The organism is Ruegeria sp. J8 (assembly GCF_056531925.1).
The window spans coordinates 1-22,718 of the sequence record NZ_JBQFMR010000006.1 but is presented as its reverse complement, the minus strand read 5'-3'; the positions used below and the strand labels follow the sequence as shown (position 1 = coordinate 22,718).

Genomic DNA, 22,718 nt, shown 5'->3' with positions numbered 1-22,718 from the left:
GATTGGAAGCTCATGGCGCGTCTGTTTCACGTTCCCCTGTCACCGTACTGCCGCAAGGTCCGTCTGTCACTGGCGGAAAAGAAGATCGAGGTCGAGCTGGTCGAAGAGAAATACTGGGAACAGGACCCGGATTTCCTGCGCCGCAATCCGGCGGGTAAAGTGCCGGTCCTGCGATTGGACGGGCATGTCATGGCGGAAAGCAGCGCCATTTGCGAGTATATCGAGGAAACGCGCCCCGAACCCGCTTTGATGCCAAAAACACCGGAAGCCCGGTATGAAGTCCGGCGGCTAGTCGGCTGGTTTGACGACAAGTTTCATCGCGAGGTGACATCGAAACTGTTGTACGAGCGGGTCAACAAGAAGATGACCGGGCAAGGTTACCCGGACAGCAAGAATGTCAAAGAGGGTGCCAAGGCGATCAAGTATCATCTGGACTACATGGCATGGCTTCTAGATCACCGGCGTTGGTTGGCGGGCGACCAGATGACATTGGCCGATTTCGCGGCCGCGGCGCATTTGTCGGCGCTGGACTATATCTCGGACGTGGATTGGAACCGTTCGGCGGCGGTCAAGGATTGGTACGCCAAGATCAAGTCTCGGCCTGCGTTTCGGTCTATCCTGGCGGATCAGGTGCCGGGGTTTCGGCCTCCGCCGCATTACGCGGATCTGGATTTCTGATAGGGTGGCAGGGGGGCTGTCTGCCCCCCATCGCGCCGGGGCGCGATTCCCCCCGAGGATATTTTAGCCAGATGAAGAGCGGATCGGATTTAAAGGACAAGGTGGTCGCTCAGGCATTGAGTGAGGGGTTTGTGTCCTGTCGGATTTGTCGGCCGTGGGATGTGCCGGAAGTGCCCGCGCGGTTGCAGGCGTTTTTGGATTCCGGGTATCATGGACAGATGGGGTGGATGGCCGAACGGACCCATTGGCGGGGCGATCCGTCGGCTTTGTGGCCCGAGGCGCGGTCGGTGATCATGCTGGCCGAGAGCTATACGCCTGAACATGATCCGACCGAGGTTTTGGGCCATCCTGATCGGGGTGCGATTTCGGTCTATGCGCAGAACAAGGACTACCATGATCTGGTGAAAAAACGCCTCAAGCGGTTGGCGCGGTGGTTGATTGCCGAAGGTGGCGGCGAGGTGAAGGTGTTTGTTGATACAGCGCCGGTGCCTGAGAAGGCCCTAGGCCATGCGGCGGGGCTGGGATGGCAGGGGAAGCATACGAATCTGGTCAGCCGTGATTGGGGAAATTGGGCTTTTATAGGCTCTGTTTTTACTACATTGGACCTGCCTGCGGATATGGCCGAGGTGGATCATTGCGGGTCGTGTCGCGCTTGTTTGGATGCCTGTCCGACAGATGCGTTTCCTGCGCCGTACAAGTTGGATGCGCGGCGGTGTATTTCCTATCTGACCATCGAACATAAGGGGCCGGTGGAAGAAGATCTGCGCGGCAAGTTGGGCAATCGGATTTACGGATGCGATGATTGTCTGGCGGCCTGTCCGTGGAACAAGTTTGCCGTTGCGGCCAGCGATATTCGCTATGCTGCGCGGGATGATTTGTTGGCCCCGCCTCTGGCTGAATTGGCGGGGTTGAATGATGCGGCGTTTCGGGCCAAGTTCTCGGGCTCGCCCATAAAGCGGATCGGACGGGATCGGTTTGTGCGCAATGTGCTGTATGCGATTGGCAATTCCGGTTTGCCCGCGCTGAAGCCGGTGGCGCAGGGGTTGGTGGAAGATCCGGATGCATCTGTGGCTGATGCCGCGCGCTGGGCGGTGCAACAACTGCCCTAAGTGCCGCAAACAGGTTGGACGTGTCGATCCAAACCGCTACACCCAATTCAGCGAACAGGAAGGAGAACCCGATGGCGCTGGCTTTGGGGGTTGATACGGGCGGAACCTATACGGATGCGGTGCTGATCCGGGATGAGGCTGAGGTGATCGCCTCGGCCAAGTCGCTGACCACGCGGGCAGACTTGGCAATCGGCGTGGGCAAAGCGATTTCGGCTGTGTTGGAACAGGCGGCGGTTGGCCCCGAGCAGATCTCGATGGCATCTTTGTCGACCACTTTGGCCACCAATGCTCTGGTCGAGGGGCAGGGCGGGCGCGTGGCGTTGGTCTATATCGGGTTCAAAGAGGGCGATCTGGATCGGCACGGGTTGCGCGACGCGTTGAAGGGTGATCCGGCGCTGATGATTGCCGGGGGTCATAGCCATGCGGGGGGTGAGACTGCTCCGCTGGATGTAGCCGCGTTGGAAACGTTTTTAGACTCTCATAAAGGCATATCCGGCTTTGCCGTGGCCGCGCAGTTTGCCACGCGCAACCCCGCGCATGAGCTGGAAGCGGCGCGGATTATAGCCGAGCGGACAGGGGCTCCGGTCACATGTTCTCATCACCTGTCGGCCAAGTTAAACGGGCCGAAACGGGCAGTGACGGCGGTATTAAATGCACGGCTGATCGGGATGATTGATCGGCTGATCGGACGGGCGCAGGATCAGTTACTGACGTTGGGAATTACCGCGCCGATGATGGTGGTCCGCGGCGACGGCGCGTTGATGAGCGCCGAGCAAGCGCGAGAACGCCCGATTGAGACGATCCTCAGCGGGCCTGCGGCCTCGATCGTAGGGGCCAGTTGGTTGACGGGGGCCGAGAATGCGCTGGTGTCGGATATTGGCGGGACGACCACGGACATCGCCGTGATCCGCGACAGTAAGCCCGCAATTGATCCCAATGGTGCGCGCGTCGGTGGCTTTCGCACCATGGTCGAGGCGGTGGCGATGCGCACCCATGGTCTGGGCGGCGACAGTCAGGTCCATGTGGTGACCGAGGGGCTGGGGGGCGGCGTGGTCCTTGGGCCGCGTAGGGTATTGCCAGTGTCGCTGATCGCGGCCCAGGCCCCGGATGTGGTGCATGCTGAGTTGGACAAACAACTGCGCGCGACCACGGTAGGTGAACATGACACGCGGTTTGCCCGCCGCGTGCCCGGTATCCACGCCGAAGGGCTGGGTGCACGGGAAGAGGTGTTATTGGACCGTCTTGGCGATCAGGTTTTGCCGCTGAGCGACCTATTGCGCACACGGATGGAGAATGGCGCCCTGACGCGGCTGGTGGATCGCGGGATCGTTCAGGTCTCGGGCGTGACGCCGTCGGATGCCAGCCACGTTCTGGGGCGGCTGGACGCCTGGGATGCTGAGGCAGCATGCAAGGCGCTGGAATTGGTGTCGCGCAAACGGGTTGGGTCAGGCGATGTGCTGGCGAAAACCCCCGAGGTTTTGGCGCAGATGATCGTGGATCAGTTGACGGAACAAACGTCTTTGGCTTTGTTAGAGACTGCTTTTGCCGAAGAAGTCGAGGATTTTGGCATTCCCCCGACGGATCTGGCTCGGCACATTCTAACGCGCAAGGGCTTGGCCCGACACCGGGGCCTGTTGGCTTTGGATGCGGCGCTGAATGTGGATGTGATCGGGCTGGGTGCCTCGGCCCCCAGCTATTACCCGGCGGTGGGGGACCGTTTGCATTGCAAGATGATCTTGCCCGAACATACTGGCGTGGCGAATGCCATCGGCGCGGTCGTCGGTCGCCTGACCTTGCGCCGGACGGGGACGGTCACGTCGCCTTCCGAGGGCAAGTTCCGGGTGCATCTTGAGGACGGACCGCAGGATTTCAACGATTCCGAGGCGGCGTTGTCGCTGCTGGAATCCGTACTGCGATCCGAGGCTGAGGGCGCGGTACGCGACGCCGGGGCCGAGGATATCCGCGTGATCGTTGACCGCGACATCCGCACAGCCCGCGTCGAGGCGCAGGAGGTCTTTGTCGAGGCCATGATCACGGTCGAAGCCAGCGGCCGCCCAAGGGTCGCCGCCGGCTGATCGCTTATTCTGCCGCGTCGCGTTTGGGCAGAACCCAATCGGGGCGCGGGAAATGGCAGGTATAGCCGTTGGGGATACGCTCCAGATAGTCCTGATGCTCGGGCTCGGCGTCCCAGAAATCACCGACGGGCTCCAGCTCGGTCACGACCTTGCCGGGCCACAAACCGCTGGCGTTCACATCGGCAATCGTGTCCAACGCCACCTGTTTTTGCGCGTCATCCACATAGTAGATGGCCGAACGATAGCTCATCCCGCGGTCATTGCCCTGACGGTTTACCGTAGTCGGATCGTGGATCTGAAAAAAGAACTCCAGGAGGTCACGATAGCTGATCTGCGTGGGGTCAAAGAAAATCTCGATCCCTTCGGCATGGGTACCGTGGTTGCGATAGGTGGCATTGGGGACATCGCCGCCAGTATAGCCGACGCTGGTGCGGGACACGCCCGGTAGCTTGCGGATCAGGTCCTGCATTCCCCAGAAACAACCTCCTGCTAGGACAGCGCGTTCTTCGGTCATTGGATTTCCTCCACATGGATCAAATAGTCGGCATAGCCTTCGGCCTCCATGTCATCGCGATGGACAAACCGCAAGGAGGCTGAGTTGATGCAATAGCGCAGCCCGCCATGTTCACGCGGGCCGTCGGGGAAGACGTGGCCCAGATGGCTGTCGCCGTGTTTTGAACGCACCTCGGTGCGAATCATGCCGTGGGTGGTATCCCGGAACTCTTCTACATGTTCATGCACGATGGGCTTGGTGAAACTAGGCCAGCCGCAGCCGGATTCGTATTTGTGAGTCGAAGCGAACAGCGGCTCGCCCGAGACGATATCCACATAAATCCCCGGTTCCTTGTTGTTCAGCAGCTTGCCGGTGCCCGGACGCTCGGTCCCGCTGTTCTGCGTGACATGGTATTCTTCGGGCGAGAGGGCAGCGATGGCCTCGGGGGATTTGGTGTATTGGGTCATGGATCCTCCGGTCGGTTGAGTTGCACCATTATTTGGGGGTTGGGGCGCAGAAATCAAAGCCTGTTTCATGCGCCTCGCGCCCTCGTGCGTTGATCCAGGGGACGATTTGGCGCGTATACTTGTGTAGAGGAGGGTTCACCATGTTCCGCATCTTGCTGTTGACCGCTTTGCTTCTGACCGGGCGCACCGTGCAGGCTGCGCCGTTGAGCGGAAAGTTTCCGTCCATCGACGGCGGTACCCTGTCGATTGCGGATTGGCGCGGGCAGCCGGTTTTGGTGGTGAACACGGCCTCGCATTGCGGCTTTACCGGGCAATACAGCGCGCTGCAGCAGGTGCATGAGGATTATGGCCCGCGTGGGCTGGTGGTGCTGGCAGTGCCCTCGGATTCCTTCAATCAGGAGTTAGGCTCGGCGGAAGAGGTCAAGGAATTCTGTGACTTCAACTATAACCTGACCCTGCCAATGACCGACATTACCTCGGTTCGAGGCGCAAAAGCGCATCCTTTCTATCAACAGGTCGCGGAGCAGACAGGATTTGAGCCCAGTTGGAACTTCAACAAAATCCTTCTGAACACTGAAGGCGAAGTTATAGCGACCTATGGCGCAACCACGCGCCCCGATTCCCGGCAAGTTTTGTCTCAGGTCGAGGCTTTGCTGCCCTGAGCAGGTTGCCGCGATAACTGCACGGCCAAAATCCCGGCGGTGGTGATCAGTACGCCAACGGCATCCAGTGGGCCGAGTTTCTCCCCCAGTAGCAACGCAGCAATCGTCACGCCGAAAACAGGGTTGAGGAAGTGGAAGGTGGCTGCGCGGGTCGCTCCGATCCGATCCAGCAGCAGAAACCAGATCAGCGTGGCCAACAAGCCGGGGAACAGGGTTGTGTAGGTGAAAGCCAGCGCCAGCGGCACCGTGGGGTGGATATAGATCGTCTCGAATACGGGAGCCGCGACGAACAGAACGGCTGAACCAACCAGCATCTGCAACCCCACAACCATCATGAAATTCCCGCCCGAGGTCGCCCCGCGCACCGCCAAGGTGGCGAAGGTCAGCGCCAAGGCTCCAACACCACAGAGCATCACGCCGAACATATCAACGCCCGCGCTGATGCGGCTGCTCATGATCAGGGCGACGCCTGCAAACCCTGCCAGCAGGCCGATCACGCCCATGGGCCGCAGACGATCACCCAGAAACAGCCAGCTTGCCAGCGCCACTAGCAGCGGCATGGTCGAGGCGATAATGGCGGCAACCGACGCCTCAATCGTTTGCATTGCGTAGAAATTCAGACCCAAATAAAGGGCATTTTGGCAGATTCCAAACAGGATGGTCGCGTACCATTGTTGCTGTGTCAGCCGCCAGCTCTGTCCCATTGCGCGCGCAATGGCCACGCCGATCAACCCGGAAATCAAAAAGCGCAGTGCCAGCGAAAACAACGGTGAAGCGTCCATCACGATGATCCGCGCCGAAGTAAAGGCCGACGACCAGATCAGTGCAAATGTCAGCCCCATCGCCATGGCGCGCAGATCCATCGCCCATCCTCTTTGTTGGTTTCGCGCACTGTTCCTTAAATCAGTAAGGGTCGCAAGATGTACCGTCTGGCCGTAGTAACTAGGAATCTCATAAGGGCACCACACGCGCGGCGCACAATTTATTTCTTACCGGAGTTGGAGTTACTTTTCGGCCCGCTAGATCATAAGTGACCACAACAAAGGCGAAGCCCGTTATGTTGCAAGAGAAGCGAAAAGACCTGGATTCGGAGCGGCAGAAAAAGCTGCTGTTTCGGCTTGTGGATGAACTCAGCCAATCTTCGCCTGATCTGTACTATCGCCCAACCAGTGAGATCGCGACGTACCTTGAAACGTATATTCGTAAGGAAGCAAAACTGTCTGCAGACGATCGGGCCTTGATGAACCGGCTCAGCCGTCGTGATCTGGAAGTGCTGTTAAGTTTGCACTGATCCCAAAGAAAAAGGGCCCCCAAACGGCGGCCCTTGATCGTATCTTTGCGACAGCTGAGATCAGCCGTTCACGCTGTCCTTCAGTGCCTTCGCAATGGTCATTTTAACCACCTTGTCGGCCTCTTTCTTGAACTGCTCGCCAGTGGCGGGGTTGCGCACCATGCGCTCGGGGCGCTCGCGGCAGTAGATTTTGCCAACGCCGGGCAGGGTCACTGCGCCGCCGGCCGAAACTTCGCGTGTGATCAGGCCGGTCATGGCCTCCAGCGCGGCGTTCGCGGCTTTCTTGTCAGTCCCCATTTCCTCAGCGAGAGCAGCAACCAGCTGAGTCTTTGTCATAGGCTTTGCCATTTCTTGGTCTCCTTAACGTGCCCGATGTCTTGGGCCTCACCGCGTAACTGTAACGGGATATTGTGGCTGAACACAACGAATAGTAGCGCGAAAAACCCCAAAAATAGGGGGAAAACGTTGCTTTTTTGCTTCAGAGAAAGGCTGTTTCGTCAAAAGAACGCAATTTCCGGCTGTGCAGACGCTCAAGCGGCATGCCTCGCAGGTGTTCCATCGCGCGAATTCCGATCGCCAAATGGCGGCTGACCTGTGTGGTATAGAAGTCCGAGGCCATGCCCGGAAGCTTCAATTCCCCGTGCAGCGGTTTGTCCGAGACACAGAGCAAAGTGCCATAGGGCACCCGGAACCGATATCCATTGGCGGCGATCGTGGCGCTTTCCATATCCAGCGCAATCGCGCGAGACTGGCTGAGGCGCTGCACCGGGCCGGACTGGTCGCGCAGTTCCCAGTTGCGGTTGTCGACCGAGGCGACGGTGCCGGTGCGCATGACGCGCTTTAGCTCGTAGCCGTCCAGTTCTGTCACTTCGGCCACGGCGCGTTCCAACGCTACCTGCACTTCGGCTAGGGGCGGGATCGGGACCCAGACGGGCAGGTCATCGTCCAGAACCTTGTCTTCGCGCAGATAGGCATGGGCCAGCACGAAATCCCCCAGCGCCTGCGTGTTGCGCAAGCCGGCGCAATGGCCAACCATCAGCCACGCATGTGGTCGCAGAACTGCGATATGGTCGGTCGCGGTTTTTGCGTTGGATGGCCCCACCCCGATATTGACCAACGTGATCCCCGACCCATCGGCGCGTTTCAGGTGGTAGGTCGGCATCTGAGGCAGCTTCAGCGGCTGCTCCAAAACGCCATCGGCCGAGGTGATCTGCGCATTCCCGGTCGACACAAAGCTGGTATAGCCGCTTTCCGGGTCGGCCAGTTGTTCGCGGGCATAGTTCTCGAACTCGGACACGTAGAACTGGTAGTTGGTGAACAGCACATGGTTTTGGAAGTGGCTGGGATCGGTGGCAGTGTAATGCGCCAGACGGGCCAGCGAATAATCCACACGCTGGGCGGTGAACAGCGCCAAGGGGCCAATCTCGGTTTCGTGGTCATGCACCCCGTTGACGATATCATCATTGGTGGTCGTCAGATCCGGCACGTCGAACACATCGCGCAAGGTGAATCCCGCCGCGCCCTGATGCGGCACCACGAGGTCGGGGTTATTGGCCACCGCGAAATGAACCGGGATGGGTGTATCCGAGGCGCCAATCGTCACTGGTTGGTCGTGGTTTTTGATCAGCAGGGCAATTTGTTGGGTCAGATAGGCCCGGAACAGATCGGGCCGTGTGACCGTCGTGGCATGGGTGCCGGGTTCCGAGACGTGACCAAAGCTCAGCCGGCTGTCCACATGCGCGTATGAGGTCGTTTTGATGCGAATCTCTGGGTAATAGGCTCTGAAACGCTCAGTCGGAGTGCCTGCCTCCATCGCTTTGGCGAAGTTTTCGCACAGGAAACTTGTGGCCTTTTCGTAGAGCTCTTCCAGGCGCGCCACGGCTGCAGCAGGGTCAGTGAATTTCTCAGGGTTTGGGACGTCGGGTGTTCTTATTATTGTCATGCGAGGGGTTCCAAAAGGTCGATCTTTTCAAATGTCCGCACATCCACGAGCCCAAGGTCGGAAATCCGCAGTTCGGGGATCACGACAAGGGCCAGCAGCGAGTGCTGCATATAGGCGTTGTTCAACTGACAGCCACAGTCCTGCATCGCCTGAACCATCCGGTCCGCCTTGGCGGCCACATCGGCGGCGGGACTGTCGGACATCAGGCCAGCGATGGGCAGTTCCACCAGCGCCAGTTCCTCGCCGTCGCGGAACAGGGTGATACCTCCGCCCACCTCGGCCAGACGGTTCGCCGCCAGTGCCATCTGTTCGCGGTCGGTTCCCACCACGATCATATGATGGCTGTCATGCGCCACGGTCGAGGCCATGGCCATGCGCCCCTGATACCCAAAGCCCGAGACAAATGCGTTCGTGACTCCTCCGGTCGCGCGGTGGCGTTCGACCAAAGCGATCTGGCAGACGTCGCTTTCGCCCTCGACCAACCCGCCGATGATGGGCAATTCCTCCTTCAGCGCCTTGGTCGGTGCCTGATTCTCCACCACGCCGATCACATTGGCCCGCACGCGGTTGGCGCCCTCTGGGGCTTTGATCTCAAAATCCTTATCGGTCAGGGTATGGCCCAGATGCACCGTATTGCGCGCACTGTCCGGCCAGTTCAGATGCGGGCAGTCTACTGAAATCGCGCCATTTTCGGCAACGATCTGGCCGCGGGCGATCACCACCTCAATCTGCAACGCAGCCAGATCAGAACTCAGGATAATATCCGCCCGCCGGCCTGGCGTGATCGACCCGATCTCGCGTTCCAGCCCGAAATGGGTGGCGGTGTTGATCGTCGCCATCTGCAACGCAATCAACGGATCGCAACCGCAGGCAATCGCGTGGCGCACCACGCGGTTCATATGCCCCTCATTCACCAATGTGCCCGAGTGGCAATCATCCGTGCACAGAATAAAGCCGCGCGGGTCTAACCCTTTCTCGGTCACGGCTGTGATCTGGCTTTCCACGTCATACCAGGCCGAGCCCAGCCGCATCATCGACCGCATCCCCTGCCGCACCCGAGCTATGGCGTCGGCTTCGCAAGTTCCCTCGTGGTCGTCAGCGGGGCCCCCGGCCACATAAGCCGCGAATTCAGGCCCTAAATCAGGCGAAGCATAGTGCCCACCCACGGTTTTCCCCGCATTCTGAGTCGCCGCGATCTCGGCCAGCATCTTGGGGTCGCCGTGGATCACGCCGGGGAAATTCATCATCTCACCCAACCCGATGATGCCGGGCCAGTTCATCGCCTCGGCCACGTCCTCAGGGGTGATTTCATAGCCTGTGGTTTCAAGCCCTGGGGCCGATGGCGCGCAGGATGGCATCTGGGTGAAGATGTTGACCGGTTGCATCAACGCCTCGTCATGCATCATCCGCACGCCGTCCAGTCCCAGCACATTGGCAATCTCATGCGGGTCGGTGAACATCGACGTCGTGCCATGAGGAATGACCGCGCGGGCAAACTCCGCCGGGGTCAGCATCCCCGATTCGATATGCATATGCGCGTCGCACAGACCGGGCAGCATATAGCGCCCATTGGCCTCGATGATCTGCGTCTTTGGGCCGATGCAATGCGAGGCATCCGGTCCCACAAAGGCGATGCGCCCGCTGGCGATTGCGATGTCGTGATCCGGCAGCGCTTCGCGCGTGTGTACGTTCACCCAGATCCCGCCGCACACGACCATGTCGGCTGGATCACGTCCAGCGGCAACAGCGATCAATCGGGGGGCGGTATCGGGCCAACTTGGGAAAGGCGTATATTCCATGGCTCAACTTTTCTGAATGTGTCCGAAGGTGCAACCCCTGCCGAACATCTATCATCAAACCGTCACGCAGCGCGTCAGCGCTGCCCGGCCCAACCAAAGGAGGGCGCGCGCAAGCGCCCCTGACGATGGGCGGGAGCGCCTACCCCGCCAGATCGCGGGCAATTTCCCGCCTTACCCAATCGGCGAACAGGACGGCACCCGGCGTTTCCTCGGCCTGAGGCGACAGCAGCAGGTAATAAGCCTCGGGCATCTCCGCACGATACTCAAACGGAGAAACCAGTTGTCCGCGCTCGATCAGGTCGCGAGCTATGGTGTCATGGGTTAGGCAATACCCACCCCCGGCCATCGCAACAGACAGGCTAACCAGATAGGTTGTTGAATAGGTAATGGGCGAATTTTCCCAATTTAGACCCTGTTCAGTGATCCAGTTCGGCCAGTTCGAAAGCAGGTTCGAACAATCAAACAGGGGCTGTTCCTGAATGTCTTCCAGCCGCACTTCATAGCCCGGGGCGCAGACCGGGTAATAGTGATCGGTGCGCAGCAATTCGGTACGCACAGTGTCGGACGGGCGCAGGGAATAACGGATTTCAACCGCAGCGCCCTCGGCCATTTCGCGCGGCTCCCAAAGTTCGGTGAAAATGTTCAGCTGCACATCCGGGTGCACTGCGCGGAACCGGGGCAGACGTGGTCCCAGCCAGTTCACCGCAAAGGTGATGTTGCTTTGAACCTGAACCGCGTTCTGCTGCGCGCCGGTGACGGCCTGCGTGCCACGCACCAGCGTACGAAACGCTTCACGCACCACGGGCAAATAGGTGATTCCGGCCTCGGTCAGTTCCAGCGCGCGGGGGCGACGCAGGAACAGCGGTTGGCCCAGATAGCCCTCAAGCGACTTAATCTGCTGACTGACCGCGCTTTGCGTCATGTTCAGATCACGCGCCGCACCGGTGAACGACAAGTGTCGCGCGGCGGCCTCGAATGTGCGCAGCCAGCCCAGCGGAGGAAGCGATGTCTGCATTGGCATAACCTCACCATTAGCTGAGCTTATGAGATAGGCGAGAATTTTTCGTTGGTCAAATCCGCCTCGCGTCGCCACCTTCTTGAGAAACCAGATGGAGGAGCCCGCCATGACCGTCACCGAATTGCGTCCCAATATCGACCACTGGCCCGAGCGGGTCGACCTTGCTGCCACCTTCCGCTGGACTGAACGCCTGAACATGCACGAGGCCGTGGCCAACCACTTCAGTTTGGCGGTCAACGAGGGCGGAACGCAGTTCCTGATGAACGCCAATCAGATGCATTTCGCACGGATCAAGGCGTCGAACCTTCTGCTGCTGGATGCCAATGATCCCGACGTTATGGATCAGCCCGGCGCGCCCGACCCGACCGCTTGGGGTCTGCATGGCTCGATCCACCGCCATTGCCCGCATGCGCGCTGTGTGATGCATGTGCATTCGATCTTTGCAACCGTTCTGGCCTCGTTGGCCGACAGCACTCTACCGCCGATCGACCAGAACACTGCCACCTTCTACAACCGCTATGTGGTGGACCAGGAATTCGGCGGGCTAGCCTTTGAAAGCGAAGGTGAACGCTGCGCCGCAATGCTGTCGGACCCGAAGAAGAAGGTCATGATCATGGGCAACCATGGCGTGTTGGTGACGGGCAGCGATCCGGCGGATACGTTCAACCGCCTCTATTATTTCGAGCGTGCGGCCGAGACATATATCCGCGCGTTGCAGACCGGCCAGCCCCTGCGTGTCTTGTCCGATGAGATCGCCGAGAAGACCGCGCAGGAACTGGATGACTACCCTGATCAGGCCGAGGCGCATCTGCGGGAAATCAAAGCCCTGCTGGATGCAGAGGGTTCGGATTACGCCAGCTAAAGGGAATTGCCATGACAGACGCCGCCCAAGACCCCGAAGCCGCCCGCTGGCACTATCACCCCGAAGGTCCGGTGGGCTTGAACCCGCTGTTCGCATGGCCTCCGCGCCCCGCCTCTGTGCTGAAGTGGTACAGTGGAGCTTGGCTGCAGATTACCTCGCTGACCCTGTGTATGGGGCTGGCGATCATTGCCTATGCCATATTCTTCCCTGCGTTAGAGTCGATGAAGAGCTTTGCTCCGGGGTGGATGTTCCGCATTTGGCTGCTGAACATGGTGCCTCAGATCTTGGTGGCGGGCGGGCTGCATTGGTGGCTTTACATGCGCAAGGGGCAGGGCATGTACAAAAAGTTCGACCGTCGCGACCTGACCCGGGACAACGGCAATTTCACCTTCCGCAATCAGGTCTGGGACAATATCTGGTGGACGCTGGGCAGCGCCATGACCGTGGCAACCGTGTATCAATGGGTGATCTATTGGGCGATGGCCAACGGATATGTGCCGACAGTCACTTGGGCCAGCGCGCCGATTTGGTTTATCGTCTGGATGTTGTTCATCCCGATGTGGTCTGGCTTGCATTTCTATTGGGTGCATCGGCTGGAGCATCACCCCAAGCTCTATAAACACGTCCACGCCGTGCATCATCGCAACGTCAATATCGGCCCGTGGTCGGGGATATCGAACCATTGGTATGAAAACCTGCTGTATTTCACGACCTATTTCATCCATCTGATCGTGCCGTCCCACCCTCTGCATCTTCTGTTTCACACGTATTTTCAGCAGATCAGCCCGGTTCTGTCCCATTCAGGGTTTGAAAAGTTGAAAGCCGGAGAAACTGAAGCGGCCCGTGCGGGGGACTTTTTCCACCAGCTTCATCACCGGTATTTCGAGTGCAACTACGGCACCTCGGAAATCCCCTTCGACAAGTGGTTTGGCACCTATCACGATGGGTCTGCCGAGGCGACGACGCGGACGCGGGCCTATAAAAAGCAGATGTATACCTAGCCGGATCGCATTGCGCGCGGGGTGGTCCCGAACTCGGTCCGAAAGGCTCGGGTCAGGGCGCTTGGGTCGTCATAGCCTGCGCGCAGGGCGATCTCGGCGATGGTCAGGTCGGTCTCGGCTGCCAGTTTCCGGGCCAGGTTCAGGCGCAGGCGGCGATAGACCTGTGCGGGGCCTGCGCCCAGTTCGGTTTGCATTCGCACGGACAGCGCCTTTTGCGATCGTCCAACCCGGCGGGCGATCTCGGGGATAGGCAAGGGCGTTTCCAGATGTTCCTGCATCAGCGCCAGCGCTTTGTTCACATAGCTGCTGGTCGCACCCGCCCCACCGGAATGAGACCTGGCGGAATCGCGTGTCATGAAAAGCTGCGCGACCTCCAGTGCCAAAGCCTGCCCGTGGTCTCGCCCAATCAGGTGCAGCACCAGATCAAACGCAGCCATCGCGCCAGAACAGGTAATGCGGTCGCCGTCGATCACGTAGCGTTCGCGCTGTGCGTCAATTTCGGGGAATCGTTCGGTGAAACCGTCCAGCTCCTCCCAATGGATTGTGGCGCGGTGCCCGTCCAGTAATCCGGCCAACGCCAACAACCAGCTTCCGGTATCCAGCCCGGCCAGTATGCTGTAGCGCCTCGCTGCGGACCGCAACCCCGCCAGCGTCCGCCACCCGCCATGGGCCCGATACCCGTAAGAGGGCATGACCAGTAAAGTATCGCCGCGTGCATTCTGCAAGATGTCGTGCGGTGCGACTTGCAGCCCCGAAGATGACGTGACGGGAGCGCGATCCAGTGACAGAAATTGCCAGTCATACAGCTTGCGCCCCGCGATGGAATTCGCCGCCCGCAAGGGTTCGACCGCATTCGCAAGGCAGTGGTTGGAAAAGCCGTCGAACAGAAGCACTCCGAATTGCTGCGGCGCAGCGGGCGATTTGATCCATCTTTGCATGATTTAGGTCTATTTCTGCATGTTCAGCTTGGCAAGCCACGTCAGGATACCCGCAACCCCAGATGTGGAGACCCCAGATGCAATATGGCCTGTCCGACGAACAAGAGATGATCGCCGCGACCGTTCGCAGCTTTGTCGAAAACGAAATCTACCCGCATGAAGAGCTGGTCGAGCGCACTGGCGAGGTTCCGCATGAGATCGCCGCCGAGATCAAACGCAAGACGATCGAGTTGGGCTTTTATGCCTGCAACTTCCCCGAAAGCGTCGGCTGTGCCGGGCTAAACCATCTGGAGTTTGCGCTGGTCGAGCGCGAGTTGGGCCGGGGATCCATGGCGCTGAACCATTTCTTCGGACGGCCGCAAAACATCCTGATGGCGTGCGAGGGGGATCAGATCGACCGTTACCTGATGCCGGCCGTCAGGGGTGAAAAGATGGACGCGCTGGCGATGACCGAACCGGGTGCGGGCTCGGACGTGCGGGGGATGAAATGCGCTGCCGTGCGCGATGGGGGCGACTGGGTGGTCAATGGCACCAAGCACTTCATCTCGGGCGCGGAACATGCAGACTTTATCATCGTCTTCATCGCAACCGGTGAAGATCAGACGCCGAAAGGCCCGAAGAAGCGCATCACTGCCTTTCTGGTCGATCGCGGGACCCCCGGCTTCACGATCCGGGATGGATACAAGTCGGTCAGTCATCGCGGCTACAAGAACATGGTGCTGGATTTCGACGATTGCCGCCTGCCGGATGCGCAGGTTCTGGGCGAGGTTGATGGCGGGTTCGAGGTGATGAACACCTGGCTTTACGCCACCCGGATCACCGTTGCCGCAATGTCGGTTGGGCGTGCGCGCCGAGCGTTCGACTATGCGCTGGACTATGCCGCCACGCGTGAGCAATTCGGCCAGAAGATCGGCAAGTTTCAGGGCGTCTCATTCCAGATTGCAGACATGATCACCGAGATTGATGCCGCCGATCTGCTGACCCTTGCAGCCGCCGATCGTCTGGACAAGGGGCTGCCCGCCAACCGCGAGATTGCCTCGGCCAAACTGTACGCCTCGGAAATGCTGGCCCGGGTGACAGATGCGGCGATCCAGGTGCATGGCGGGATGGGTCTGATGGATGACTACCCGCTGGAGCGATTCTGGCGTGACGCGCGTGTCGAACGCATCTGGGACGGCACCAGCGAGATTCAGCGCCACATCATCAGCCGCGATCTCTTGCGGGCGCTGGGCGCATGACGACAGCGCTGGCCCGAGCGCTGAACCCAAAGACCATCGCCGTGATCGGCGGTGGCGCGTGGTGTACGTCTGTTATCGAGCAGGCACGCAAGTTTGGATTCGAGGGCGAAATTTGGCCTGTGCACCCCAAAGCAACCGATGTCGCGGGGGAAAGTGCTTACCCGACACTCGAGTCGTTGCCTGATGTGCCCGACATGGCCTTTGTCGGCATCAACCGCCACGCCACAATTGAGGCTGTCAGGATTCTGTCTGCGATGGGGACGGGCGGTGCGGTCTGTTTCGCTTCGGGCTATACCGAGGCACAGGCTGAAGACCATTCAGGCGCGGGCCTTCAGGATCAGTTGATCGCCGCCGCAGGGGACATGCCGATTTTTGGGCCGAATTGTTACGGTTTCGTCAATGGCCTGCATCGAGTGGCTGTCTGGCCTGATCAGCACGGCATGCGGCCTGTGGATCGCGGGGTTGCGATCCTGACGCAAAGCTCGAACATTGCCATCAACATGACCATGCAGCGCCGCGCTTTACCGTTGGCCTTCATGCTGACCTGTGGAAATCAGGCGCAGACGCATCAGGCCCAGATTGCCTCGGCGTTGTTGGATGACGACCGCATTACGGCCATCGGCGTGCATATCGAAGGGTTTGGCGATCTGCGCAAATGGGAGGCGCTGGCTAAAAAGGCTCGTCAGCGCGGTGTCCCGATTGTTGCGCTGAAGATGGGCCGGTCGGTCCATGCCCAGGCGGCAACGATTTCGCATACGGCCTCGCTGGCGGGGCAGGACGCGGGTGCTCAGGCGTTTCTGGATCGGTTGGGGATTGCCCGCTTGGATGACATCCCCAGCTTTCTGGAATGCCTCAAGCTGTTGCATGTTGCTGGGCGTCTGGACAGCAACGGGCTGGGTACGATCAGCTGCTCGGGGGGCGAGGCCAGTCTGGCCGCGGATATGGCCGAGGGGCGTGATCTGCACTTTCCGCCGTTGACGGATACGCAACGCACCGATCTGCGCGCGGCATTGGGGCCGATGGTGGCGCTGGCGAACCCGCTGGACTACCACACCTATATCTGGCGCGACACGCAGGCGATGACGCGTGCCTGGTCGGCGATGATGGGGCCAGAACAGGCTCTGACTATGGCCATTGTGGACTATCCGCACACTGATCAAACCGATTGGACCTGTGCGACGCAGGCCGCGCTGAATTGTGTGGCAAAAACCGGGCGGCCCTTTGCAGTGACCGCAACTCTGCCCGAGTTGATGCCCGAGGACGTCGCGCAGCGCCTGATGGATGGCGGCGTTATTCCCTTCGCCGGGCTGCATGAGGCACTGTCGGCTGTCGAAGCAGCGGCGCGACCCGCAGGTCAGGACTCTGATCCGGTGGTCCTTCCCAGTACTGCCAATCCAAACGTTACGCTGACCGAGGCGGAGGCCAAGGACCAGCTTGCAGCCTTCGGTGTGTCCACTCCGAAAAGGTTGGTGATTCAGGCCGATGCCGCCAGCGCGGGTGACCTGACCGGTCCTTTCGCCGTCAAGGGCGTTGGACTGGCCCATAAGTCGGACCACGGGGCGGTTCAGTTAGGGGTAAGCGCGGGAGATCTGCCGGCCGTCGCGGCCCATATCGGCACCCATGAAGTTCTGATCGAGGAAATGGCGCCCGAAGGCGTTGCCGAGTTGCTAATCGGTGTCACTTGCGATCCGGCCCATGGCTATGTTCTGACATTGGGTGCGGGCGGGGTGTTGACGGAAATCCTGCGGGACTCGGTGTCTCTGCTAATACCGTCGCCTCGGAACGTGGTCGAAAAGGCGCTGGGTGAGCTGGCCTGTGCGCCGTTGCTGGCTGGCTATCGCGGCAAGCCCGCCGCAGATATAGGCGCGATCCTGGATACGGTCGAGGCCGTGCAGGCTTATGTCATTGCCAACGCAACCCATGTCAGCGAAGTTGAAATCAATCCGCTTATCTGCGGGCCTAAAGGGGCCGTGGCGGTGGATGCACTGATCCGAAAGGCACGCACATGAACCCGGTCAAAACCCAGCGCGACGGCGCGATATTGCAGGTCACTCTGGACCGTCCCAAAGCCAATGCGATTGATCTGGCCACCAGCCGCGTTATGGGCGAGGTGTTTCGGGATTTCCGCGATGACCCGGACCTGCGCGTGGCAATCATCACCGGTGGCGGCGACAAGTTCTTTTGCCCCGGCTGGGATCTGAAGGCTGCGGCGGATGGCGACGCGGTGGATGGCGATTATGGGGTGGGCGGCTTCGGCGGGTTGCAAGAGCTGCGCGATATGAACAAGCCGGTGATTGCCGCCGTGAACGGTATCGCCTGTGGTGGCGGGCTGGAACTGGCGCTGAGCGCCGACATGATCATCTCCGCAGATCACGCCAGCTTTGCCCTGCCCGAAATCCGATCCGGCACCGTTGCGGATGCGGCCAGTGTCAAACTGCCCAAACGCATCCCCTATCATATCGCGATGGAACTGCTGCTGACCGGACGCTGGTTCACTCCGGATGAGGCCAAGACCTGGGGCCTCGTCAACGAGATCGTGCCCGGCGATCAGCTGATGGACCGCGCATGGGAACTGGCGCGTTTGCTGGCCAGCGGGCCGCCTCTGGTCTATGCCGCGATCAAAGAGATTGTGCGCGAGGCCGAGGATTCAAAGTTTCAGGACATTATGAACCGGATCACACGGCGGCAATTGCCGACCGTGGATGTTCTGTATGGGTCCGAGGACAATCTGGAAGGCGCCCGCGCCTTTGCCGAGAAACGCGACCCGGTCTGGAAAGGGCGCTAAATCCGCTCGAACAAGGCGATGAGCGCCGTGTCGTCCTTGTTGGGACCAATGGCGAGGTCGCCATAGATACGTACTTCGGGCAGAGACAGGTTTCTGATCTGACCCTGAGCCAGCTTGTGAAGCGCCTCGGCAAAGCCAAGTGCCTCATAATGTTGGGCGTTGATCGACAGGGCGAATTGCGCACCGTGGCGCGCGACGCGCAGCAAGGGCAACAGCGCCTCGGGGCCGAGGTGGCCGTGGGTGAAGGTGCCCGATGACACGATGCCCGAGTAGCTTTCGCGCGGCACAGGGATGCCCTCGTTCAGGTCGGCCTCGATTGCATCGCGGTAGATGTCTTTGCGCATGGCCTGATCCAGCATCTGGGCGCTGATATCGGTGGCGTCGATGGGACCGACGCCCAGCCCGACCAGGACATCACCGCACAGACCGGTCCCCGCGCCCACATCCAGCACCGGGCCCTGTCCTCCCGCCCCTACAAAGGCGCGCGCCGTGTGGATGTGGAGCTGATAATCCTCACGCGTGGCAAAGCCTGTGTCATAATCCCCGGCCCATTCCGCATAAAGCCGCCGGTTGTCGTCCGGCGTTTCCAGCGCATAGGCCGCATGCAGATCAGGGGTTTTATCGCTCATGCCTAAAAGAAAGGCCCATTGTGGGATTCGAATCAAGTATCCCGTCGCCCGCGCTTGCATCCGGCTGATTTGGGGATCATCAATGGCGGCATGACTGGTACTCTTTATTCATTCGGCCATGGCTATTCCGCGCAGGAATTGTCGCGGCTTTTGGCACCCGCGGGCTGGCGCATCATCGGAACCACCCGTGACCCCGCGCAATCAATAACCCTGCGGGCTTCGGGGGCAGAGCCGGTTGTTTGGCCTGGACAGCAGGTTGATTTGGACGGGGTGACGCATTTGCTGATCTCGACGGCGCCCAATGCCGAAGGTGACCCGGTTCTGGCGGCCTTGAAGGACGAAATCACCGAGCGCGCCGCGCAGTTCGAATGGGTCGGGTACTTGTCGACCACAGCCGTTTACGGCGATCATCAGGGTGATTGGGTAGATGAGACTACCCCTGCAACACCCACGGCCCAAAGGGGCAGATGGCGGGTGCAGGCGGAACAGCAATGGCTGACCATTCCGGGTCTGCCCACGCATATTTTCCGGCTGGCGGGGATCTATGGCCCCGGTCGCGGTCCGTTCTCCAAGCTGAAACGCGTTGGGATGCGGCGGATCATAAAGCCGGGTCAGGTCTTTTCGCGCATTCACGTGGCCGATATCGCGCAGGTACTGGCGGCGTCGATGGCCGCGCCAAATCCCGGCGCCATATATAATGTCTGCGATGATGAACCGGTTCCACCACAGGATGTCATTGCCTATGCGGCTGAGTTGCAGGGATTGCCTCTGCCCCCCGCCGTTCCTTTTGACAAGGCCGACCTAACCCCGATGGCCCGCAGTTTTTACAACGAGAACAAGCGGGTCAGAAACGACCGGATCAAGGATGAGTTGGGGGTAAAGCTGCTTTATCCAGACTACCGGGTCGGGCTGACGTCTCTGATGCGCGCGGAATGATTGAATTGTGATAGCTTTTAGTTATCATAATCATCCATAAACAAAACTTATTCGCATGGATTGTCTTTGCTAGAACGGTTCTAGACAAGACCTACCGAGTCGCTACTGCCCATCACGACTGCGCGATTTTTCGTCATGCTTTTAGGATGGATAAAAGTGTCATCTATATGTGCTCTTGATCGACCGAGTTTTTAGCGGCGCACCTGCGCCGGAATTTTGCCAGGAATGGAGATCGACATGGACGGAAGTGATAACCCCAAAGCAGGCGGATGCCCTGTCATGCACGGCGCAGGAACCCGGTCTAACCGGGACTGGTGGCCGAACCAGCTGAACCTGTCGATCCTGCATCAGCACGGACCGGCCTCGAACCCGATGGATGCCGATTTCAACTACGCTGAAGAGTTCAAGAAACTGGACATGAAGGCGCTGAAAGAAGACCTGTATGCGCTGATGACGGATTCGCAGGACTGGTGGCCAGCGGATTATGGTCATTACGGCGGATTGTTCATTCGTATGGCGTGGCACAGCGCCGGGACATACCGGACGGCGGATGGCCGGGGTGGTGCTTCGACCGGGAACCAGCGGTTTGCCCCGCTGAACAGCTGGCCGGATAACGGCAACCTCGATAAGGCGCGCCGTCTTCTGTGGCCGATCAAGCAGAAATACGGCAACCAGATTTCATGGGCTGACCTGATGATCCTTGCGGGCAACTGCGCCATCGAATCCATGGGCGGCAAGACCTTTGGCTTTGCCGGTGGCCGCGAAGACATTTGGGCCCCCGAGGAAGACATCTATTGGGGCACTGAGACCGAATGGCTGGCCCCCACCGACAACCCGAACAGCCGCTATTCCGGTGAACGCGATCTGGAAAACCCGCTGGCCGCTGTGCAGATGGGCCTGATCTATGTGAACCCAGAAGGCCCCGATGGTGAGCCGAACGTGCTGGCCTCGGGCCGTGACATCCGCGACACCTTTGGTCGGATGGCGATGAATGACGAGGAAACCGTGGCTCTGGTTGCGGGTGGTCATACCTTTGGCAAAGCGCATGGCGCGGGCGATCCCGATCTGGTTGGCCCCGAACCCGAAGCTGCTGCGATCGAGGAAATGGGCTTTGGCTGGATCAACAAGTTTGGCTCGGGCAAAGGTGACGACACCACAACCTCGGGAATCGAAGGCGCGTGGACCGCGAACCCGATCCAATGGGACAACGGCTATTTCGATCTTCTATTTGGCTATGACTGGAACCTGACCAAAAGCCCCTCTGGCGCATGGATCTGGGAGCCGGTCGGCGTGAAAGAAGAAGACATGGCCCCGGCGGCGCATGATCCGTCGAAAAAGGTCAAGACCATGATGACCACCGCCGACATGGCGATGCGCATGGACCCGATCTATGGCCCGATCTCGAAGCGCTTCCATGAGAACCCCGAAGAATTCGCAGATGCGTTCGCCCGCGCCTGGTTCAAGCTGACCCACCGCGACATGGGCCCCCGCGCGGCCTATATTGGTGAAGAAGCTCCGACCGAGGAGCTGATCTGGCAGGACAACGTCCCCGCCATAGATCATGATCTGGTGGATGATGCGGATGTGGCGGACCTGAAAGCCAAGATCGCGGCAACCGGTCTGTCGGTGTCGGAACTGGTTTCGACCGCTTGGGCCTCGGCTTCGACCTTCCGCGGGTCGGACAAGCGTGGCGGTGCCAATGGTGCCCGTATCCGTCTTGCGCCGCAGAAAGACTGGGATGTGAACGAGCCGATGAAATTGTCCAAGGCGCTGTCCGCGCTCGAGGGTGTTCAGGCCGCGTTCAACGATGCGCAGTCGGGCGGCAAAAAGGTCTCGCTGGCGGATGTGATCGTTCTGGCCGGCGCCGTAGGTATCGAACAGGCGGCCAAGGCTGGCGGTCAGGATGTCGAGGTTCCGTTTACTCCGGGCCGCACTGATGCGTCGCAGGACCAGACGGATGTCGATAGCTTTGCGGTGATGGAGCCCATCGCTGATGGCTTCCGCAACTATCAGAAAGGTGACTATACCGTTTCACCCGAAGAGTTGCTGGTCGACAAAGCGCAACTATTGACCTTGTCCGCGCCTGAAATGACCGCACTGGTTGGTGGGCTGCGCGTGATTGGCGCCAATTTCGGCGATACCAAGCATGGCGTGTTCACAGACCGGGTCGGTACGCTCAGCACCGACTTCTTCACCAACTTGTTGGACATGAGCACCGAATGGAAGCCCGCAGGCAAGGGCGTCTATGAAGGCCGCGACCGCGCCAGCGGTGAGGTCAAGTGGACCGGGACCCGTGTCGATCTGGTCTTTGGCTCGAACTCGCAACTGCGGGCGCTGGCCGAGGTCTATGGTCAGGCCGGGGCCGAAGCCAAGTTCACCACCGACTTTGTGTCCGCTTGGATCAAGGTGATGAACGCGGACCGGTTCGACCTGAAGTAATTTAGACCACCATCACTCACAATACGACGCCGCGCAGGGAAACTTGGGCGGCGTTTTATTTGCGAGTCATGAACGGCTACCAAGCATTGGGTACGATTCCTGCGAAAGGGGTATGCATCCTCTATTGTGACACTCTGTTCGGCGGGTTTTCGATGCGATTATTAAAGTTAGTCTGTTGTTTTTGTTAAATTAAATAAGTTTCTGCCTGCAAATTCAAAGTTTTTTCAAAATGGGGGTTGCAGGTTCCAGACCTAATCCGTAAATACCCCTTCACCGGCGCTGCTGAGGCGGTGCTGGGGCGCTGGAGACGGTGCTGACGGACTGGAAAGACGGTTGAGACGCTCAGGATAGACTGG

General features: G+C 59.7%; 21 protein-coding genes. 12 read left to right on the top strand and 9 right to left on the bottom strand.

The features are described 5' to 3' along the window. Nucleotides 1–12 precede the first annotated feature (12 nt). The 3 genes from fzlA to ACR0L1_RS13430 all read left to right on the top strand — a co-directional run bounded on the left by fzlA (nt 13) and on the right by ACR0L1_RS13430 (nt 3,862). Nucleotides 13–678, top strand: a complete 666-nt coding sequence (fzlA, locus tag ACR0L1_RS13440; protein WP_480859345.1) for an FtsZ-binding protein FzlA — start codon at nt 13–15, stop codon at nt 676–678. A 71-nt stretch (nt 679–749) separates the two neighbouring features. Further along, nucleotides 750–1,787, top strand: a complete 1,038-nt coding sequence (gene queG, locus ACR0L1_RS13435) for a tRNA epoxyqueuosine(34) reductase QueG (RefSeq protein ID WP_480506062.1) — start codon at nt 750–752, stop codon at nt 1,785–1,787. A gap of 71 nt (nt 1,788–1,858) precedes the next feature. Then, nucleotides 1,859–3,862, top strand: a complete 2,004-nt coding sequence (locus tag ACR0L1_RS13430) for a hydantoinase/oxoprolinase family protein (protein ID WP_480859343.1) — start codon at nt 1,859–1,861, stop codon at nt 3,860–3,862. Nucleotides 3,863–3,866: 4 nt separating this feature from the next. On the opposite strand, the gene msrA is transcribed toward ACR0L1_RS13430, so the two are convergent. Continuing rightward, on the bottom strand, nt 3,867–4,376 hold the full coding sequence (gene msrA / locus ACR0L1_RS13425; protein ID WP_170771516.1) for a peptide-methionine (S)-S-oxide reductase MsrA: 510 nt from the start codon (nt 4,374–4,376) through the stop codon (nt 3,867–3,869). Further along, entirely contained in the window at nt 4,373–4,822 is a 450-nt protein-coding gene (gene msrB, locus ACR0L1_RS13420; RefSeq protein ID WP_170786053.1) for a peptide-methionine (R)-S-oxide reductase MsrB, read from the bottom strand. Before msrB ends, msrA begins: the two co-directional genes overlap by 4 nt. A 140-nt stretch (nt 4,823–4,962) precedes the next feature. Here msrB and ACR0L1_RS13415 point away from each other — a divergent pair, with 140 nt between their 5' ends. Beyond that, nucleotides 4,963–5,484 carry a glutathione peroxidase gene (locus tag ACR0L1_RS13415; RefSeq protein WP_480859340.1) on the top strand — a complete coding sequence of 174 codons (522 nt, stop codon included), beginning with the start codon at nt 4,963–4,965 and terminating at the stop codon, nt 5,482–5,484. Here the strand turns inward: ACR0L1_RS13415 and ACR0L1_RS13410 are convergent. Further along, on the bottom strand, nt 5,460–6,347 hold the full coding sequence (locus tag ACR0L1_RS13410) for a DMT family transporter (RefSeq protein ID WP_170790278.1): 888 nt from the start codon (nt 6,345–6,347) through the stop codon (nt 5,460–5,462). The two genes, ACR0L1_RS13415 and ACR0L1_RS13410, sit on opposite strands and share 25 nt — an antisense overlap. A 194-nt stretch (nt 6,348–6,541) precedes the next feature. Here ACR0L1_RS13410 and ACR0L1_RS13405 point away from each other — a divergent pair, with 194 nt between their 5' ends. Continuing rightward, entirely contained in the window at nt 6,542–6,775 is a 234-nt protein-coding gene (locus ACR0L1_RS13405) for a hypothetical protein (RefSeq protein ID WP_170355542.1), read from the top strand. Nucleotides 6,776–6,835: 60 nt separating this feature from the next. Here ACR0L1_RS13405 and ACR0L1_RS13400 read toward each other — a convergent pair whose 3' ends face one another. The 4 genes from ACR0L1_RS13400 to ACR0L1_RS13385 all read right to left on the bottom strand — a co-directional run bounded on the left by ACR0L1_RS13400 (nt 6,836) and on the right by ACR0L1_RS13385 (nt 11,531). Then, nucleotides 6,836–7,123 (bottom strand): HU family DNA-binding protein, encoded by a 288-nt coding sequence (locus tag ACR0L1_RS13400; protein ID WP_039533371.1) that lies wholly within the window; start codon nt 7,121–7,123, stop codon nt 6,836–6,838. A 130-nt stretch (nt 7,124–7,253) separates the two neighbouring features. Next, the gene (locus ACR0L1_RS13395) at nt 7,254–8,717 is read right to left on the bottom strand and encodes an AMP nucleosidase (protein WP_480506068.1); all 1,464 of its coding nucleotides are present in this window, start codon (nt 8,715–8,717) and stop codon (nt 7,254–7,256) included. Further along, on the bottom strand, nt 8,714–10,516 hold the full coding sequence (gene ade, locus ACR0L1_RS13390) for an adenine deaminase (RefSeq protein WP_480859338.1): 1,803 nt from the start codon (nt 10,514–10,516) through the stop codon (nt 8,714–8,716). The genes ACR0L1_RS13395 and ade overlap by 4 nt, the downstream gene beginning before the upstream one ends. 139 nt (nt 10,517–10,655) lie before the next feature. Next, the gene (locus ACR0L1_RS13385; protein ID WP_480859336.1) at nt 10,656–11,531 is read right to left on the bottom strand and encodes a LysR family transcriptional regulator; all 876 of its coding nucleotides are present in this window, start codon (nt 11,529–11,531) and stop codon (nt 10,656–10,658) included. Nucleotides 11,532–11,640: 109 nt separating this feature from the next. On the opposite strand from ACR0L1_RS13385, the gene ACR0L1_RS13380 reads away from it, so the two are divergent. Together ACR0L1_RS13380 and ACR0L1_RS13375 are read left to right on the top strand one after the other, a co-directional pair. After that, nucleotides 11,641–12,396 carry a class II aldolase and adducin N-terminal domain-containing protein gene (locus ACR0L1_RS13380; RefSeq protein WP_480506074.1) on the top strand — a complete coding sequence of 252 codons (756 nt, stop codon included), beginning with the start codon at nt 11,641–11,643 and terminating at the stop codon, nt 12,394–12,396. A gap of 11 nt (nt 12,397–12,407) precedes the next feature. Continuing rightward, complete coding sequence (locus ACR0L1_RS13375) at nt 12,408–13,397, top strand: sterol desaturase family protein (protein WP_480506076.1); 990 nt, start codon at nt 12,408–12,410, stop codon at nt 13,395–13,397. Here the strand turns inward: ACR0L1_RS13375 and ACR0L1_RS13370 are convergent. Beyond that, nucleotides 13,394–14,335: a GlxA family transcriptional regulator gene (locus tag ACR0L1_RS13370; protein WP_480859334.1), complete on the bottom strand. Its 942-nt coding sequence runs from the start codon at nt 14,333–14,335 to the stop codon at nt 13,394–13,396. The genes ACR0L1_RS13375 and ACR0L1_RS13370 overlap by 4 nt on opposite strands. Nucleotides 14,336–14,412: 77 nt before the next feature. Here ACR0L1_RS13370 and ACR0L1_RS13365 point away from each other — a divergent pair, with 77 nt between their 5' ends. From ACR0L1_RS13365 to ACR0L1_RS13355, 3 genes are read left to right on the top strand one after another with little or no spacing between them, the layout of a single operon-like run. Continuing rightward, nucleotides 14,413–15,573 (top strand): acyl-CoA dehydrogenase family protein, encoded by a 1,161-nt coding sequence (locus ACR0L1_RS13365; RefSeq protein ID WP_170786038.1) that lies wholly within the window; start codon nt 14,413–14,415, stop codon nt 15,571–15,573. After that, nucleotides 15,570–17,582 carry an acetate--CoA ligase family protein gene (locus tag ACR0L1_RS13360; protein ID WP_480506082.1) on the top strand — a complete coding sequence of 671 codons (2,013 nt, stop codon included), beginning with the start codon at nt 15,570–15,572 and terminating at the stop codon, nt 17,580–17,582. Before ACR0L1_RS13365 ends, ACR0L1_RS13360 begins: the two co-directional genes overlap by 4 nt. Next, entirely contained in the window at nt 17,579–18,358 is a 780-nt protein-coding gene (locus ACR0L1_RS13355; RefSeq protein WP_480506084.1) for a carnitinyl-CoA dehydratase, read from the top strand. The genes ACR0L1_RS13360 and ACR0L1_RS13355 overlap by 4 nt, the downstream gene beginning before the upstream one ends. On the opposite strand, the gene ACR0L1_RS13350 is transcribed toward ACR0L1_RS13355, so the two are convergent. After that, on the bottom strand, nt 18,355–18,987 hold the full coding sequence (locus ACR0L1_RS13350) for a class I SAM-dependent DNA methyltransferase (protein ID WP_480506086.1): 633 nt from the start codon (nt 18,985–18,987) through the stop codon (nt 18,355–18,357). The genes ACR0L1_RS13355 and ACR0L1_RS13350 overlap by 4 nt on opposite strands. Before the next feature lie 90 nt (nt 18,988–19,077). On the opposite strand from ACR0L1_RS13350, the gene ACR0L1_RS13345 reads away from it, so the two are divergent. Together ACR0L1_RS13345 and katG are read left to right on the top strand one after the other, a co-directional pair. Further along, entirely contained in the window at nt 19,078–19,923 is an 846-nt protein-coding gene (locus ACR0L1_RS13345; protein ID WP_480506088.1) for an SDR family oxidoreductase, read from the top strand. Nucleotides 19,924–20,160: 237 nt separating this feature from the next. After that, nucleotides 20,161–22,362 (top strand): catalase/peroxidase HPI, encoded by a 2,202-nt coding sequence (gene katG, locus ACR0L1_RS13340; protein ID WP_480506090.1) that lies wholly within the window; start codon nt 20,161–20,163, stop codon nt 22,360–22,362. The last annotated feature ends 356 nt before the right edge of the window (nt 22,363–22,718 follow it).